The organism is Pseudomonas sp. NIBRBAC000502773 (genome assembly GCF_006517195.1).
In the GTDB taxonomy this organism is placed as follows: domain Bacteria; phylum Pseudomonadota; class Gammaproteobacteria; order Pseudomonadales; family Pseudomonadaceae; genus Aquipseudomonas; species Aquipseudomonas marginalis.
Genome location: NZ_CP041189.1, coordinates 1,695,242 through 1,711,584, shown reverse-complemented (window position 1 = coordinate 1,711,584; position 16,343 = coordinate 1,695,242). Strand labels below are relative to the sequence as shown.

Genomic DNA, 16,343 nt, shown 5'->3' with positions numbered 1-16,343 from the left:
GGATGACCATGGCACACGCAGCGCAAATCAAGATCCCCGCCACCTATATGCGTGGCGGCACCAGCAAGGGCGTATTTTTCCGCCTCCAGGACCTGCCCGAGCCGGCGCAGGTGCCGGGAGCGGCGCGGGATGCCTTGCTGCTACGGGTGATCGGCAGCCCCGATCCCTACGACAAGCAAATCGACGGCATGGGCGGCGCTACATCGAGCACCAGCAAAACCGTGATCCTCGCCAAAAGCACCCGCGCCGATCATGACGTGGACTATCTGTTTGGCCAGGTCTCCATCGACAAACCCTTTGTCGACTGGAGTGGCAACTGCGGCAACCTGTCGGCGGCGGTGGGTTCGTTCGCCATCAGCGCCGGGCTGGTCGACGTGGCCCGCGTGCCCCATAACGGCGTGGCCGTGGTGCGGGTCTGGCAGGCCAATATCGGCAAGACCATCATCGCCCACGTGCCGATCACCGACGGGGCGGTGCAGGAAACCGGCGACTTCGAGCTGGACGGCGTGACCTTTCCGGCGGCCGAAGTGCAGCTGGAGTTCATGGACCCGGCGGCGGAAGAAGAGGGCGGCGGCGGCTCGATGTTCCCCACCGGCAACCTGGTCGACGATCTGGAAGTGCCGGGTGTCGGCACCTTCAAGGCCACGCTGATCAACGCCGGCATCCCGACGATTTTCATCAACGCCGAAGACCTCGGCTACACCGGCACCGAGCTGCAAGGTGCGATCAACGGCGACCCCAAGGCTCTGGCGATGTTCGAGACCGTACGGGCCTATGGCGCGTTGCGCATGGGGCTGATCAAACACCTCGACGAAGCGGCTCAGCGCCAGCACACGCCGAAGGTGGCGTTCGTGGCCAAGCCTGCCGACTACGTGGCGTCCAGTGGCAAGGCGATCAAGGCCGGCGATGTGGATTTGCTGGTGCGCGCCCTGTCCATGGGCAAGCTGCACCACGCGATGATGGGCACGGCGGCGGTGGCGATCGGCACGGCGGCGGCGATTTCGGGGACCTTGGTCAACCTCGCTGCGGGCGGTATTGAACGTAATGCCGTGCGCTTCGGGCATCCCTCCGGCACCTTGCGCGTGGGGGCTGAAGCCACCCAGGTGGACGGTGAGTGGGTGGTGAAGAAAGCCATCATGAGCCGCAGTGCGCGGGTGTTGATGGAAGGTTTCGTCCGCGTACCCGGCGACTCTTTCTAAAGTCCAACATCAATCCCCTGTGGGAGGGGCAAGCCCCCCTCCCACAGTCATAAACAGGCATTCAGACCTGCGAAACGATCAACCCTGAACCTGAGGATGCAACAACCCTAACTCACTTTGGAGATCCGCCATGAGCACCAACGTCGACCAGAACAACCGCCCCGACTACGACCAGGTTTTGCAGGACATCGCCGACTATGTCCTCAACTACCGGGTCGAGTCCCAGGCCGCCTTGGACACCGCCCGCAACTGCCTGATGGATACCCTCGGTTGCGGCCTGCTGGCCCTGCGTTTTCCCGAGTGCACCAAGCACCTGGGGCCGATGGTTGAAGGCACGGTGGTGCCGTTTGGCGCGCGGGTGCCGGGCACCTCGTTTCGCCTGGACCCGGTCAAGGCGGCCTGGGACATTGGCTGCATCGTGCGCTGGCTCGACTACAACGATACCTGGCTCGCCGCCGAGTGGGGGCATCCCTCGGATAACCTCGGCGGCATCCTTGCCGTGGCGGATCACCTGTCGCAAAAGCGTGTGGCCAATGGCGACGCGCCGCTGACCGTGCGCGCGGTGCTGGATGCGATGATCATGGCCCACGAAATCCAGGGTGTGATTGCCCTGGAAAACTCGTTCAACCGCGTTGGCCTCGACCATGTGCTATTGGTGAAAGTCGCCTCCACGGCGGTTACCGCCAAGCTGATGGGCGCCAACCGCGAACAGTTGCTGTCGGCGCTGTCTCACGCCTTCGTCGATGGCCAGGCCTTGCGCACTTATCGCCATGCGCCGAATGCAGGCTCGCGCAAATCCTGGGCGGCGGGGGATGCGTCGAGTCGCGGCGTGCGCCTGGCGGATATCGCCCTGCGCGGCGAAATGGGCATCCCTGGTGTGCTGAGCGCGCCGCAATGGGGCTTCTACGACGTGCTGTTCAGCCACACCAACAAAGACCTGGCGCTCAAGCCCGAGGACAAGCGTGCGTTCAGCCTGTCCCAGCCATATGGCACCTACGTGATGGAAAACGTGTTGTTCAAGATCAGCTTCCCCGCCGAGTTCCACGCGCAGACCGCCTGTGAAGCCGCGGTGACCTTGCATCCGTTGGTCAAGGATCGCCTGCACGACATCGAGCGCATCGTGATCACCACCCATGAGTCGGCGATTCGCATCATCTCCAAGGTCGGGCCACTGGCCAATGCGGCCGACCGTGACCATTGCCTGCAATACATGACCGCCGTGCCCCTGGCATTCGGCAACCTGGTGGCCGAGCACTACGAGGATGCATTCCACGCCGCTCACCCGATCATTGATCAGTTGCGCGACAAGATGGTCATCGTCGAAGACCCATGCTACAGCCGTGAATACCTGGAAGCCGACAAGCGTTCCATCGCCAATGCCGTGCAGGTGTTCTTCAAGGATGGCTCCAGCACCGAGCCAGTGGCGGTGGAATACCCGATCGGCCATCGCCGTCGTCGAGTGGAGGGCATTGCGTTGCTGGAAGACAAGTTCAAAGCCAACCTGGCCACGCGCTTTACCGCCCAGCGCAGTACCGAGATCTTTGCGTTGTGCACCGACCAGGCGAAGCTCGAGGCCACGCCGGTCAATCGCTTCGTGGACCTGTTCGTCATCTAGCAGGCGCCGCAAAACTAAAAATGTGGGAGAGGCAGGCCCCTCCCACAGTTGTTGCGTTCACTCAAACCGCAGAATCACCCGGCGGTTGTGCTTGCTCTTCTTCTCGATCTTCTCGCAGAACACCCGGCCGATTTCCTCGGTGTTGAGCACATGGGTACCGCCGCATGGCTGGATATCGATCCCGCCGATTTCAATCACCCGTACCGAACCCTGGATCACCGGCGGCGCAACCGCCTGGGTGCGGGTGATCTGCAGCAGGGTGGCGTACTCCGAAGCCGGCATCGACAGGGTCTTCACCTCGTGGGCCTGTTCGATCAGCGCGTTGAGGTCGCGGGTGATGCTGTCCTTGTCGAGGGTCATTTCCGGCAGGTCGAAATCCAGGCGGCCTTTGTCGGCACTGATGCTGCAACCGGTCACCGGTGCGTCGATGAGCGAGCACAGCAGGTGCAGGCAGGTGTGCATTTTCATGTGCTGGTAGCGCCGCTCCCAATCCAGGCCGGCGTTCACCATCACGCCGGCGACCAGTTGCTCGGGGCAGTGTTCCACCTGGTGCCAGATGATCGAACGCAGCACCGGGTCGCGCACCGTGCCGGTCACGTCGACCCGGGTACCGTCCGCCAGGGTCAGGTGGCCGGTATCGCCGGGTTGGCCGCCGCCGGTGGGGTAGAACAGGGTGTGCTCCAGGGCGATGCCGTGTTCGCTGACGGCAATCACCCGGGCGCTGAATGCGTTTTGGTAGGGCGCGCTGTCAAACAGCGCCAGGGTTTCCATGGTGTGCACGGACATGTTCAACCTCCGACGATCAGTGGGCTGGCTTGCAGCAGGTGGCGCACCATCGCGCTCAAGCCAGGGGGGGAGAGCAGGGTGATTTCGAATTCCGGCCCGCAGACTTTCAGGTTCAGCGGCAGGCGCGGCAGGTAGTTGCCGGATTCGAGGCGGTGCAGCCTGAATTGCAGGTGGTGACGTTCCTTCACCGTTGGCTCCAGCATCAGGCCTTGCAACGGATGAAAGTCGGCGTCCAGCACCGTGACCTTGTGGCTGGCATTGACCTCGCCGACCACGTGCAGGCGCTCATCCAGGGCGAAGGCCCCGAGGTAGTTGCTGTGGTCCGATTCATCGTTTTTTTGCAGTTGGATCTGGTTCACCACCTTCACCTTGGTGCCGGCGGGTACGTCCTGGGTGATCACACAGGAAGGGCTGATAAACACGTTGTCGCCGATCAGCACATAGCCCAGCACCCGGGCGCCGGAGCCGACTTCGACATTGTTGCCCAGGCGCGGATGACGCTTGCCATCGGGGTTGTTGGCGATGCCGCGGGCGCCCAGGGTCACGCCGCAGAGGATGTAGCAGTCGTTGCCGATCTCGCAGGTTTCGCCGATTACCGTGCCGTAGCCGTGGTCGAGCACAAAGCGCCGGCCGATACGTGCTGCCGGGTGGATTTCGGCCCCGGACAGGACCTTGCCCTGGTTGCTCAGCTTGAGGGCGATGCGTGAAAACACGCCGTTGGTCTGGTCGGGGAAATTCCACACCTGATGCGCAAGCCGGTAATAGAGCACCGCCTTGAACGACGCGTAGGACTCCAGGATCAGTTCGCCGCGGCCACGGGATGCCGGATCGCGATAGGCATATGCGATCAGGTCTTCGGCCACCGCCTGGGCGGCATTTTGGATCAGCGGCGCAAGGTGCGGCTCCAGCTGTTTCATCTGCATGGGGGTGAGGGTCTTGATGAGCTGGGTAAGCAACTCATCGTGCAACTGTTGCATGTCGATAAAGCCGCCCATGGAGGCATCCCCGCATTCTGGCTGGTTGGAAAACCGGTTATTCGAAACTGGGCAGGTAGCTGTCGGCATTGTCGTAGACCATGGTCAACACCACCGTTTCGGGCGGCAATTCGGGGGCGAGCCTGGCGATGGCCACCATGTTGGCGGCGGAGGACAGGCCCAGGCTGATGGCGTCGGTGCGCATGATGCGTTTCATCATGTCGATGCAGTCCTGGCGCGAGACCTTGAGCATGCCGTCGATCACCTCCAGATTGAGGATGCTCGGGATCAGGCCGATCGACAGGCCCTGGATATGGTGCGGCGCGTGCTGGTTCTTCAGCAGGTCGCATTCTTCGGGCTCCACGCCCATCACGCGCAGGGCTGGCCAGGCGGCCTTGAGGGTTTCGCCGATACCGGTGATATGGCCGCCGGTGCCGATGCCGCTGACGAAATAGTCAACACGGCGATCACCGAAGGCGCGCAGGATTTCCGGCGCGGTGGTGTCACGGTGGGTTTGCGGGTTGGCGCCGTTGCGTTGCTGGTTGAGCATCACGTAGCTGGGGTTTTCCAGCTGCAACTCCATGCATTTTTCACCGTGGGAATTGTTGCCGAGGCGGCTGTCGGAGAGCACCACCTTGGCGCCGTACAGGCGCAGCAGCTTCTGTTTTTCGGGGCTGTAGTTGTCCGGGATCACCAGCACCACCTTGTAGCCCAGCACGTTGCCGGCCATCACCAGGCCGATGCCGGTATTGCCGCCGCTGGGTTCGATGATGGTTTGCCCGGAGTCACGGATCAGCACGCCGCGCCGCTCGGCGTCGAGGATCATGCCCAGGGCGATGCGCGCCTTGTGGCTGCCCCCCGGGTTGAGGGATTCGAGCTTGGCGTAGACCTCGATGCCGAGGTCTTCGGAAAACTGCGCCAGGCGGACGATCGGCGTATGGCCGATGGCGTCGAGGATAGAGTTATGCAGCATCGGTCAGCCCCCGGATCAGTACAACGGCATGTCGGGTTCGACGTCGCGAACCCAGTGTTTCATGCCGCCTTGCAGGACTTTGGTGTTGGCGAAACCCGCCGCCAACAGGGTGCTGGCCGCTTGCTCGGCGCGGGTGCCGGCGTAGCAGATCAGGTAATGGGTGTTGTCGCGGCTGAGGCGCCCGAGCTGGCCATCCAGCTCGGCCAGGGGGATGTGCACCACCCCCGGTAATTTGCACACCTCCAGTTCGCTGGCGTCGCGCACATCCAGCAGCACGTCGGCGCTGCTGGGGTGTTCGAGTACCTGCTTGAGTACGCGCGGCTTGATGTAGCGCTCTTCGGCCAGGGACGGTTGGCTGGGCACGGCGTCCGCACATACGGCTGGCGCCAGGGTTTCGCTATGGCGCAGGTCGGAGCAGCACGGGCAGTCGGCACGGCGCTTGAAACGGATCTCGCTGAACTTCATCGCCAGTGCATCGAAGCGCATCAGGCGGCCGGACAGGGGCTCGCCAATGCCGATCAACAGTTTGATCGCCTCGGTGGCCTGGATCATCCCGACCACCCCGGGAAGTACGCCGATCACCCCTCCGGCGCTGCAATTGGGCGCCAGTTCCGCGGGCGGTGCGCTGGGGAACAGGCAGCGGTAGCACGGCCCGCCTTGGTAATTGAGCACGCTGATCTGCCCGTCGAAACGGTAGATGGCGCCGTACACCAGAGGTTTGCCCAGTTGCACGCAGGCGTCGTTGACCAGGTAGCGGGTGTCGAAATTGTCGGTGCCGTCGATCACCAGGTCATAGGCGCCCACCAGTTCCAGGGCGTTGTCGGCGTTCAGGGCGGTGTCGTGGGCGTTGATCTGGATATGGCGGTTGAGGTCCTGCAAGCGCTGCTTGGCCGAGTCGACCTTGGGCATGCCCAGGGTGCTGTTGCCGTGGACGATCTGGCGTTGCAGGTTGCTGCTTTCCACCACGTCGAAATCCACCAGCCCCAGGGTACCGACACCGGCCGCTGCCAGGTACAGGCTGATGGGCGAGCCCAGGCCGCCGGTGCCGATAATCAGGACCTTGGCTTTCTTGAGGTTCAACTGGCCTTCGCGGCCGACGCCGGGCAGGGTGATATGGCGCACATAACGTTGCACTTCCTCGTTGCTGAGGCTGTCGACGTCCATACCGCCGGAGGTGGCGAGCAGCACTTCGATGCGGGCTTTTTCCGGCAGCCGGTCATCGGCGCTGATCAGCTCTTCCTCGGCGGTGAACAGGAAGTGTTCCTTGAGCTGGTTGTTCTTTTCGTGAAACAGATGGGCGCGCAACTGCGGGTGGCTGCTGCAGAGGTTTTCAATGACTTCGCGCAATGTCGATCCGGCGCCCTCGAGGGTCGATTCCGGCAGCTTGGCCACGCGAACCAGAATGTCGGGGAAAGAGACAGCGTTCATGGACAACTCCGTGTGCAGGTCGTTGAAGGGGGTAAGGGCGAAATGCCTGCCATCCCAGGCAAACAGTTTTGAACCCAGGGCCTGGCCCTGGCGAACGTCGACCACCAGGTAACTGACGGGGTAGATCGGCTCGCCCATGAACAGGGCCTTGTCCTGGTCTTCATCGCTGAAATAGGCGCCGACATCCGGGTGGGAGTGGTAGATCACCAGGACCGGGTTGTCGCTGCGAAACGCCTTGTTCATCAGCAGGGTGTCGGCCACCGAGAAGGTGTAGCCATTGGCCGCGCTGCGCGGGTACATCTCGGGGTTTCTGCGGTGCAGTTCGTTCTGGATGTTGCTGCCCAGGTACACGCTGCCGTCGGCGAAGACAAAGCCGCAGCATTCCTCGGGATAGCTGCGGCTGGCGTGGGCGTAGATCTGTTCCAGGGCTTTTGGGCGGAGGACGTCCATGTTTCTCTCGCGTTGATGGAGGGTCAATTTTTCTTGGCCAGGAGTTTTTCAACAGGCAACTTGGTGATCGCAAAGCCGGCCAGCAGGATGGCCGAATACAGCATCAGGTCGCGGGAAATCGCCACGCCTTCATACCAGGCGCCGATGACCACCGCGAACACCGGGAAGATGATGAACACAAACGACAGGATGATCGGGCTCAAGCGCTTGAGCAGCATGAAATACACGATGAACCCACCCACCGAGGCTACCAGCCCCAGGTAGAACAGGGCGCTCCAGGAGCGCAGGGTGATGGCTTCGAAGGTCGGCGTTTCAAACCATAACCCGGCCACGAACAGCATCAGCCCGGCAATCCCGATGGGAAGGGTGTTATAGGTGATCACGCTGATGGCGCTGCCTTTTTGCTTGGTAATCACGTAGCACAACGCATGCATGATCGCGGCCGCCAGGATCGCCAGTACCCCCAGGAACTCGGCGTGGTCCAGGTGCAGGCCCTGGCTCCTGATGATCATGTAGAGGCTGCCGAAGCCGATACCGATGCCGACCACCTGGGAAAAGTAGATGCGCTCACGCAGGAACAATGCGGAGAAAATCAGGATGAATACCGGCATGCAACTGAACAGCAGGGCGGTAAGACCGGATGACACATGCATCTCGCCGTAGTTGAGCAGGTAGTAGGGCACGCTGAAGTAGGACAGGGTCACGAATACGAAGAACCAGCGACTCTCGCGGGGAAACAGGATGGGCTCGCGGCGCACCTTGGCAAAACACAGGAACAGCGGGAAGGCGATCAGGAAGCGCAGGCCGGCGGACGTCAGCGGCGGCACGCTCTCCACGGCGATCTTGATCCCCAGCCACGTGGTGCCCCAACTCAGGCACACGATCAGGAACATCACGCTGGTTACCAGCCCGGCCAGCCACTGTTTTTGCGTTTTGGTTTTGGCGGTGTTTTCGAGAACGGCGGACATTGGCATCGTTTATTGCTTCCCTGAGCCTGAATTGAACTCTATATTGAACTTGTAATGAGTTATGAAATTCGGCGATTGAACCCGTAAAAGCACACTATTAGGGCGAAAGATGGCTGTCAAAACAAATATTGACATGGTGTCAATTATGCGTGAGGGGTTGTCCAACGGGCAGGGCGTGAAGTACAAGCGCCTGTCCGATGTCATGGAACGGGGCATCCTCGAAGGCTTGATTGAGCCGGGACGAAAACTGCCGCCTCATCGGGTGCTTTCCGACAACCTGGGGGTGACCATCGGCACCATCAGCCGGGCCTACGGTGAGCTGGAGCGTCTGGGGTTGGTGGTAGCGCGAGTGGGTGACGGCACTTTCGTCCGCAAGCGTGGGATGGAACGCCAGCGTGATGAAGGCTTTCGTAACTTCAGCGAGGAGCCGCGCCAGTACTTCGACATGAGCCGCAACATGCATATCCCGGGTCAGGAAACCACCTTCCTGGCACAGAGCTTCCAAACCCTGTCGACCAACGCCAAGTTCCTCCAGGACATCAGCGCCTACACCCCGGATGCCGGCCTGCCGCGTTATCGCGACGCGGGGGCGCAGTGGCTGGTGCAGTGTGATTTTCATCCGATCCCCGAGCAGGTGATCTGCGTCAACGGCGGCCAGCATGGCCTGCTGTGCGCGATGATGGCCCTGCTGCGCGCCGGCGATACGGTGGTCACCGAACAATTGACTTACCCGGGGCTGATCACCGCCGCACGCATGCTGGGTATCCGCCTGATCGGCCTGGAGATGGACGAAGAAGGCGTGCTGCCGAGCGCGCTGGATGAAGTCTGTCGTAATCACCGGGTTTCAGCGTTGTATTGCACGCCGACCATCCAGAACCCGACCACGGCGGTGTTATCGGTGGCGCGCCGTGAAGCCTTGGTGAAGGTGTGCCGGGAACATAATCTGCTGATTCTTGAGGACGAAGCCCACGGCGTATTGGTTGAAGACCGTCCACCGCCCCTCAGCCATTTCGCCCCCGAACGTACGATTTTGATCAGCAGCTTGAGCAAGGCCGTGTCTGCCGGGCTGCGTGTGGGTTATGTGCATGCGCCCCCGGCGCTGGTCAGCCGTATCTCGGCGGCCTTGCGCTCCACCTGCTGGATGGCGACGCCGGTGACCCTGGAGCTGGCGACGCAGTGGATCGAAAACGGCACGGCGGAATACCTGCTGCGCCAACAGATCAACGAGATCAGCCGACGCAAAGCGTTGGTGCAGGATTTGTTGGCCGGCCTGGCGTACCGCACCCACCTGAACAGCCCGCACTTCTGGATCGAAGTGCCGGAGCCCTGGCGCGCGTCGGAAATCGAGGCGGAGCTCAAGCAGAATAATTACCTGATCGCCACCGCCGAGGCGTTTGCCGTAGGGCAGACGGCGGTGCCGCAGTTCATTCGGGCGAGTATCTGCAATACCTCGGGGGATGATCAGTTGTTGCGGGCGGGGTTTGATGCATTGGCGACGGCGTTGGGGCAAGGGGGAGGGCGGTTTCACCTATAGCCAGTGGACGTCCATGCTGTGAGCAGGCTCGTTGTGGTGAGCGGGCTTGCCCCGCGCTGGGCTGTGCAGCAGCCCCAATCAAGATAAATGCGGTGTGTCAGCCAGTTCTCGCTGACTGGTTTGGGGCTGCTGCACAGCCCAGCGCGGGGCAAGCCCGCTCACCACAGTAAAGCAGTGTCTCAAGGCATTATTTGAAGCGCCGCTCCACACCTTTCTCCACCAGAATCTTCGCCGAAATCTCTTCCACCGAAAAATGCGTGGAATTGATATGCGCAATATTCTCGCGACGGAACAGATTTTCTACTTCGCGCACTTCGAACTCGCACTGGGCATAGCTGGAGTAGCGGCTGTTGGGCTTGCGCTCGTTGCGGATGGCGGTGAGACGGTCCGGGTCGATGGTCAGGCCGAACAGCTTGTGCGAATGGGCGCGCAGCGCGGCGGGCAGCGTCAGGTGCTCCATGTCGTCTTCGGTCAGCGGGTAGTTGGCCGCACGGATGCCGAATTGCATGGCCATGTACAGGCAGGTGGGCGTTTTGCCGCAGCGCGACACGCCGACCAGGATCAGGTCGGCCTTGTCGTAGTAGTGAGTGCGGGCGCCGTCGTCGTTGTCGAGGGCGAAGTTCACCGCCTCGATACGCTCCATATAATTGGAGTTATGCCCAATGGAATGGGACTTTCCGACCGAATAGGAGGAGTGTTCGCTCAACTCCTGCTCCAGCGGCGCCAGGAACGTCGAGAAAATGTCGATCATGAAACCATTCGACGTTGCGAGAATCTCACGGATGTCTTGATTGACGATGGTGTCGAAAATGATCGGCCGAAAGCCGTCTTTTTCAGCCGCCAGATTGATTTGTTGTACCATGGCCCGCGCTTTATCCACGCTGTCGATATAGGGCCGCGTGAATTTGGCGAAGGTATTGTTTTCGAACTGCGCGAGCAGGCTCTGACCCAGGGTTTCGGCGGTAATGCCGGTGCCGTCGGAGATAAAGAAAGCAGATCGTTTCATTTGAGCCCTGGGCCTTAAGCTGATGACGAATCTTGGATATGATAGGCGCGATTTTGCCGTCCCATAGTGGGCCGCATTCTCACTTATTTTCCAGGTCCAGGCCACAAACGCGGGTAATCGCTCCTACGAGCAGCCGGCGTCCTGAGCTTTTCCAACACAGTTAGTGGAGAGATCACCTTGGTAGAGTACGTAGTTTCCCTCGATAAGCTCGGCGTCCATGATGTAGAGCACGTAGGGGGCAAGAACGCATCCCTCGGCGAGATGATCAGTAATCTTGCAGGCGCTGGTGTGTCGGTGCCCGGTGGTTTCGCCACCACGGCCCAGGCTTACCGCGATTTCCTCGAACTGAGCGGCCTCAACGCTCAGATCCACGCCGCGCTGGATGCCCTGGACGTCGATGACGTCAACGCCCTGGCCAAAACCGGTGCCCAGATCCGCCAATGGATCATGGAAGCCGAGTTCCCCGAGAAGCTCAACGAAGAAATCCGCACCGCCTTCGCCACCCTGTCGGCCGGCAACCCGGACATGGCCGTCGCCGTGCGCTCCTCGGCCACCGCCGAAGACCTGCCCGACGCCTCCTTCGCCGGCCAGCAAGAGACCTTCCTCAACATCCGCGGCGTGGAAAACGTGATCCGCGCCGCCAAGGAAGTGTTTGCCTCGCTGTTCAATGACCGCGCCATTTCCTACCGTGTGCACCAGGGTTTCGACCATAAGCTGGTGGCCCTGTCTGCCGGCGTGCAGCGCATGGTGCGTTCGGAAACCGGCACCGCAGGCGTGATGTTCACCCTCGACACCGAGTCGGGCTTCCGTGACGTGGTGTTTATCACCGGCGCCTACGGCCTGGGCGAAACCGTTGTACAAGGCGCGGTCAACCCCGACGAATTCTACGTGCACAAGCACACCCTTGAAGCCGGCCGCCCGGCCATCCTGCGCCGCAACCTGGGCAGCAAGGCGATCAAGATGATCTACGGCGACGAGGCCAAGGCCGGTCGCTCGGTGAAAACCGTAGACGTCGACAAAGCCGAGCGCGCGCGCTTCTGCCTGAGCGACGCGGAAGTCAGCGAATTGGCCAAGCAGGCGATGATCATCGAAAAGCACTACCAGTGCCCGATGGACATCGAATGGGCCAAGGACGGTGATGACGGCAAGTTGTACATCGTGCAGGCCCGCCCGGAAACCGTGAAGAGCCGCACCTCGGCCAACGTCATGGAACGCTACCTGCTGAAAGAAACCGGCACCGTGCTGGTGGAAGGCCGTGCCATCGGCCAGCGCATCGGCGCCGGCAAGGTGCGGATCATCAAGGACGTGTCCGAGATGGACAAAGTCCAGCCTGGCGACGTGCTGGTTTCCGACATGACCGACCCGGACTGGGAGCCGGTGATGAAGCGTGCCAGCGCCATCGTCACCAACCGTGGCGGGCGTACCTGCCACGCGGCGATCATCGCCCGCGAATTGGGGATTCCAGCAGTGGTCGGTTGCGGCAACGCCACCCAATTGCTCAAGGACGGCCAGGGCGTGACCGTGTCCTGTGCCGAAGGCGACACCGGCTTCATCTTTGAAGGCGAGCTGGGCTTCGACATCAAGCAAAACTCCATCGACGCCATGCCCGACCTGCCGTTCAAGATCATGATGAACGTCGGCAACCCGGACCGTGCCTTCGACTTCGCGCAGTTGCCGAACGCCGGTGTGGGCCTGGCCCGCCTGGAGTTCATCATCAACCGCATGATCGGTGTGCACCCCAAGGCCCTGTTGAACTACGACGGCCTGCCGCTGGACATCAAGGAAAGCGTGGACAAGCGCATCGCCGGCTACGACGACCCGGTGGGCTTCTACGTCGAGAAGCTGGTGGAAGGCATCAGCACCCTGGCGGCGGCGTTCTACCCGAAAAAAGTCATCGTGCGCCTGTCGGACTTCAAGTCCAATGAATACGCCAACCTGATCGGCGGCAAGCTCTACGAGCCCGAAGAAGAAAACCCGATGCTGGGCTTCCGTGGCGCCTCGCGTTACATCAGCGAAGCGTTCCGTGACTGCTTCGAGCTTGAATGCCGCGCCCTCAAGCGTGTGCGCAACGAGATGGGCCTGACCAACGTCGAGATCATGGTGCCGTTCGTCCGTACCCTTGGCGAAGCGAGCCAGGTCGTCGACCTGCTGGCCGAAAATGGCCTGTCCCGCGGCGAAAACGGCCTGCGCGTGATCATGATGTGCGAACTGCCGTCCAACGCCATCCTCGCCGAAGAGTTCCTGGAGTTCTTCGACGGTTTCTCCATCGGTTCCAACGACCTGACCCAGCTCACCCTGGGCCTGGACCGCGATTCCGGGATCATCGCCCACCTGTTCGACGAGCGTAACCCTGCTGTCAAGAAGCTGCTGGCCAACGCCATCCAGGCGTGCAACAAGGCCGGCAAGTACATCGGTATCTGCGGCCAGGGCCCTTCCGATCACCCGGACCTGGCCAAATGGCTGATGGAGCAGGGTATCGAAAGCGTCTCGCTGAACCCTGACTCCGTGCTGGAAACCTGGTTCTTCCTGGCGGAAGGTCAAGCGTCCGCCTGAGGTCGCCATGTCAAAAGTGCCGGTCCCCCGTCAGGGTGACCGGCATTCTTATCTGTACAGGGCGGAATCCTTGCGGACGTCGCCCTTTTTTGTGCAAGAGCATTATGCAAAGCAGCAGCAACCTGTTTCCTGTCGCCCTGATCAGCGCTGAGCGTCGTGGCGACCTGAGTGAAGACGTGTATCGCCTCAAGCCCGGTAACAGCCCCGACGGTACCGTCGAGCTGGCTGTGACCCGTTTAGGCCTGGCCGATGTCCCGGAAAACCGGGGCATACCGGTTATTTTGTTGCACGGCAGTTTTTCCAACCGGCGTTTCTGGTATTCGCCCAAGGGGATCGGCTTGGGCGCCTACCTGGCCCGCCAGGGATTCGATGTGTGGATCCCGGAAATGCGCGGTCATGGGCTGTCCCGGCGCAACCAGGACTACGCCCGCAACCGCGTCGCCGACTACGCGCGTTACGATCTGCCGGCCATCGGCGCCTTTGTGCGTGAGCAAAGTGCGCAGATTCCCCATTGGATAGGTCATTCTCTCGGCGCTACAACCCTGGCGGCGGCCCTGGGTGGGCAGCACCTGGGTGCGCCGGCAGTGGCCTCGGTAGCACTGTTTGGCTGTCAAGTCAGTCGCAGCCACTGGCCATTGAAACTTCCTCCAGTGGAGTGGACCGGCCGTCTGCTGTTGAAGCGCTTCGGCGAAGTGTCCGGCTCGCGGCTCAAGCGGGGCCCGGAGGACGAACCGGCCGGCGTGCTGATCGAAGCCATGCGCTGGAATGGCCTGTTCGGCCGCTTTGGCGAGGGTAAGCGCGATTGGTGGAAAGGCCTGGCGGACGTCGATGTGCCGCTGCTGGCCGTCAGCGCGGCGGGCGACCAGCAGGATCCGGACTGGGCGTGCCGTAAGCTGTTCGAGCAGATCGGCTCCGAGCACCGTCAGTACCTGTGCCTGGGGCGTCAGCAAGGGTTCAGCGGTGATTTCGGGCATGTGGAAATGCTCGTCAGCAAAGCCGCCCAGGCCGAGGTCTGGCCGCTGGTTGAGCAATGGTTGAACGATCCGCTGACACCTTTATTGGGTGCCAAGCCCGAGGCATTGGTCGTAGTTTGACGCAGGGCTCTGCCAAGGGCGTTTCGCTCGTGTGTGGTTGCGGCTAATATATGACGCGTTAAACGCTTCTGGTCATATTCAGTCGCGCAGTGGTTATTGCGTTACGACGAAGCGGATGGGATGTTGCGCACCGGCTCCGGCTGGTGCTTCTTTCGAAAGACACTTCTTTGGCGGAAAGGAATTTTTCAATGAACCATTACGTGACCCCCGACCTGTGCGACGCCTACCCGGACCTGGTGCAGGTAGTCGAGCCGATGTTCAGCAACTTCGGCGGCCGAGATTCCTTTGGCGGCGAGATTGTCACCATCAAATGTTTCGAAGATAACTCCCTCGTCAAGGAGCAGGCCGACCAGCCGGGCGCCGGCAAGGTACTGGTGGTCGACGGTGGTGGTTCCCTGCGGCGCGCGCTGCTGGGCGACATGATCGCCGAGAAAGCCGCGAAAAACGGTTGGGAAGGGTTGGTGATCTATGGCTGCATCCGTGACGTCGATGTGATCGCCCAGACCGACCTTGGGGTGCAGGCGCTGGCCAGTCATCCGATGAAAACCGATAAGCGCGGCATCGGCGACCTGAACGTCGTGGTGACATTTGCGGGTGTGACGTTCCGCCCAGGTGAGTACATCTACGCCGACAATAATGGCGTGATCGTCTCGCCAAGCCCGCTGCAGATGCCTGAATAAAACCGCAATAACCGACAGGGGTGAGGATGTTCGAGGAAGAAAACGCGCAGTGGGGGCTGGTGCATGCCCTGGTGCTGGACGGTAAAGGCGGTGCGCGTTCGATTGCCCGGACTGAGCTCGACGACTTGCAACTGCAGCCCCAGGAAAGCCTGTGGCTGCACTGGGATCGCAGCCATCCCCAGACCCAGACCTGGCTGCGCAAATCCAGTGGCTTGAGCGAATTTGCCTGCGACCTGCTGCTGGAGGAGAACACCCGCCCACGCCTGTTGCCGCTGCCGGATGCCGAGTTGCTGCTGTTCCTGCGCGGGGTCAACCTCAACCCGGGGGCCGAGCCGGAAGACATGGTCTCGGTACGTATCTTCGCTGCCGCCAGCCGTGTGATCTCCCTGCGTCTGCGCCCGTTGCGCGCCACCGATGAACTGCTCGTGCAGTTGGCGGATGGCAAGGGGCCGAAAACCGCTTCGGAGCTCATCCTTTATATGGCGCAGTACTTGACCAACAAGGTCCAGGATCTGGTCACGGATTTGTCGGAAATCGTCGACGCTGAGGAAGAAAAACTCGATACCGACGAACGGTATACACCTGAACATGGCAGTGTTTTGCAGATCCGTCGCCGAGCGGCCGGGCTCAAGCGTTTCCTGTCGCCGCAGCGGGATATTTTTGCCCAGCTCACGCGGATAAAATTGCCGTGGTTCTGTGACGACGATGCCGACTACTGGAACGAATTGAACAACAGCCTGACCCGCTACCTGGAAGAGCTCGAATTGACCCGGGAGCGCGTGGGGCTTGTGCTTGAGGCCGAAGACCGACGCTTGAGCGTACGCATGAACCGCACCATGTACCGCTTCGGGATCATCACGGGAATCTTCCTGCCGATGAGTTTCCTGACCGGTTTGCTGGGTATAAATGTGGGAGGCATACCGTTCTCTGCCAGCCCCTACGGATTCGTGATTGCATGCCTGTTGATGGTGTCGGTGGCGCTCGGACAATGGTGGTTGTTTCGACGATTGCGCTGGGTTTGAGCTGAATATGACCTGAACGTAGGAAGGGTCCTATGTGACCCCGGGAATTTTACCCTCGTCT

General features: G+C 61.4%; 13 protein-coding genes. 7 read left to right on the top strand and 6 right to left on the bottom strand.

Going from position 1 to position 16,343, the window contains the following annotated elements:
* Window positions 1-8 precede the first annotated feature (8 nt).
* Window positions 9-1,199: a 2-methylaconitate cis-trans isomerase PrpF gene (gene prpF / locus NIBR502773_RS07755; RefSeq protein WP_141155783.1), complete on the top strand. Its 1,191-nt coding sequence runs from the start codon at window positions 9-11 to the stop codon at window positions 1,197-1,199.
* A 130-nt stretch (window positions 1,200-1,329) separates the two neighbouring features.
* Window positions 1,330-2,814, top strand: a complete 1,485-nt coding sequence (prpD, locus tag NIBR502773_RS07750) for a 2-methylcitrate dehydratase (RefSeq protein ID WP_141155782.1) — start codon at window positions 1,330-1,332, stop codon at window positions 2,812-2,814.
* Between the two features lie 57 nt (window positions 2,815-2,871).
* Here the strand turns inward: prpD and NIBR502773_RS07745 are convergent, their stop codons facing one another.
* Genes NIBR502773_RS07745 through NIBR502773_RS07725 form a run of 5 tightly spaced genes read right to left on the bottom strand, consistent with a single transcriptional unit; the run spans window position 2,872 to window position 8,342 of the window.
* On the bottom strand, window positions 2,872-3,600 hold the full coding sequence (locus NIBR502773_RS07745) for an alanyl-tRNA editing protein (RefSeq protein WP_065940685.1): 729 nt from the start codon (window positions 3,598-3,600) through the stop codon (window positions 2,872-2,874).
* 2 nt (window positions 3,601-3,602) lie between these two features.
* Window positions 3,603-4,595: a serine O-acetyltransferase gene (locus NIBR502773_RS07740; RefSeq protein ID WP_065940684.1), complete on the bottom strand. Its 993-nt coding sequence runs from the start codon at window positions 4,593-4,595 to the stop codon at window positions 3,603-3,605.
* 37 nt (window positions 4,596-4,632) lie between these two features.
* On the bottom strand, window positions 4,633-5,547 hold the full coding sequence (locus NIBR502773_RS07735; RefSeq protein ID WP_065940683.1) for a PLP-dependent cysteine synthase family protein: 915 nt from the start codon (window positions 5,545-5,547) through the stop codon (window positions 4,633-4,635).
* Window positions 5,548-5,562: 15 nt separating this feature from the next.
* Window positions 5,563-7,425 (bottom strand): molybdopterin-synthase adenylyltransferase MoeB, encoded by a 1,863-nt coding sequence (moeB, locus tag NIBR502773_RS07730; RefSeq protein ID WP_141155781.1) that lies wholly within the window; start codon window positions 7,423-7,425, stop codon window positions 5,563-5,565.
* A gap of 23 nt (window positions 7,426-7,448) precedes the next feature.
* Entirely contained in the window at window positions 7,449-8,342 is an 894-nt protein-coding gene (locus NIBR502773_RS07725) for a DMT family transporter (protein ID WP_168209033.1), read from the bottom strand.
* 160 nt (window positions 8,343-8,502) lie between these two features.
* Between NIBR502773_RS07725 and NIBR502773_RS07720 the strand changes: the two genes are divergently transcribed.
* Window positions 8,503-9,927: a PLP-dependent aminotransferase family protein gene (locus NIBR502773_RS07720; RefSeq protein WP_092486799.1), complete on the top strand. Its 1,425-nt coding sequence runs from the start codon at window positions 8,503-8,505 to the stop codon at window positions 9,925-9,927.
* A 187-nt stretch (window positions 9,928-10,114) separates the two neighbouring features.
* Here the strand turns inward: NIBR502773_RS07720 and NIBR502773_RS07715 are convergent, their stop codons facing one another.
* Window positions 10,115-10,933 (bottom strand): pyruvate, water dikinase regulatory protein, encoded by an 819-nt coding sequence (locus tag NIBR502773_RS07715; protein WP_027603681.1) that lies wholly within the window; start codon window positions 10,931-10,933, stop codon window positions 10,115-10,117.
* A gap of 177 nt (window positions 10,934-11,110) precedes the next feature.
* Here NIBR502773_RS07715 and ppsA point away from each other — a divergent pair, with 177 nt between their 5' ends.
* From ppsA to NIBR502773_RS07695, 4 genes are all read left to right on the top strand, one after another.
* A complete protein-coding gene (ppsA, locus tag NIBR502773_RS07710; RefSeq protein WP_027603682.1) occupies window positions 11,111-13,486 on the top strand; it encodes a phosphoenolpyruvate synthase in 2,376 nt (791 codons plus the stop codon).
* Window positions 13,487-13,590: 104 nt separating this feature from the next.
* A complete protein-coding gene (locus NIBR502773_RS07705) occupies window positions 13,591-14,580 on the top strand; it encodes an alpha/beta fold hydrolase (RefSeq protein WP_141155779.1) in 990 nt (329 codons plus the stop codon).
* A 188-nt stretch (window positions 14,581-14,768) separates the two neighbouring features.
* Entirely contained in the window at window positions 14,769-15,260 is a 492-nt protein-coding gene (gene rraA, locus NIBR502773_RS07700) for a ribonuclease E activity regulator RraA (protein WP_027603684.1), read from the top strand.
* Window positions 15,261-15,286: 26 nt separating this feature from the next.
* Window positions 15,287-16,282, top strand: coding sequence for a zinc transporter ZntB (locus tag NIBR502773_RS07695; protein WP_027603685.1), 996 nt, complete (start codon window positions 15,287-15,289; stop codon window positions 16,280-16,282).
* Window positions 16,283-16,343 lie beyond the last annotated feature (61 nt).

What these genes read in the sequence shown, in the direction of transcription:
- prpF (WP_141155783.1), top strand. Translation starts at nt 9, where the DNA reads ATGGCACACGCAGCGCAAATCAAGATCCCCGCCACCTATATGCGTGGC.
- NIBR502773_RS07715 (WP_027603681.1), bottom strand. Translation starts at nt 10,933, where the DNA reads ATGAAACGATCTGCTTTCTTTATCTCCGACGGCACCGGCATTACCGCC.
- NIBR502773_RS07695 (WP_027603685.1), top strand. Translation starts at nt 15,287, where the DNA reads ATGTTCGAGGAAGAAAACGCGCAGTGGGGGCTGGTGCATGCCCTGGTG.
- NIBR502773_RS07735 (WP_065940683.1), bottom strand. Translation starts at nt 5,547, where the DNA reads ATGCTGCATAACTCTATCCTCGACGCCATCGGCCATACGCCGATCGTC.
- NIBR502773_RS07745 (WP_065940685.1), bottom strand. Translation starts at nt 3,600, where the DNA reads ATGTCCGTGCACACCATGGAAACCCTGGCGCTGTTTGACAGCGCGCCC.
- moeB (WP_141155781.1), bottom strand. Translation starts at nt 7,425, where the DNA reads ATGGACGTCCTCCGCCCAAAAGCCCTGGAACAGATCTACGCCCACGCC.
- NIBR502773_RS07720 (WP_092486799.1), top strand. Translation starts at nt 8,503, where the DNA reads ATGGCTGTCAAAACAAATATTGACATGGTGTCAATTATGCGTGAGGGG.
- prpD (WP_141155782.1), top strand. Translation starts at nt 1,330, where the DNA reads ATGAGCACCAACGTCGACCAGAACAACCGCCCCGACTACGACCAGGTT.
- NIBR502773_RS07740 (WP_065940684.1), bottom strand. Translation starts at nt 4,595, where the DNA reads ATGGGCGGCTTTATCGACATGCAACAGTTGCACGATGAGTTGCTTACC.
- rraA (WP_027603684.1), top strand. Translation starts at nt 14,769, where the DNA reads ATGAACCATTACGTGACCCCCGACCTGTGCGACGCCTACCCGGACCTG.
- NIBR502773_RS07705 (WP_141155779.1), top strand. Translation starts at nt 13,591, where the DNA reads ATGCAAAGCAGCAGCAACCTGTTTCCTGTCGCCCTGATCAGCGCTGAG.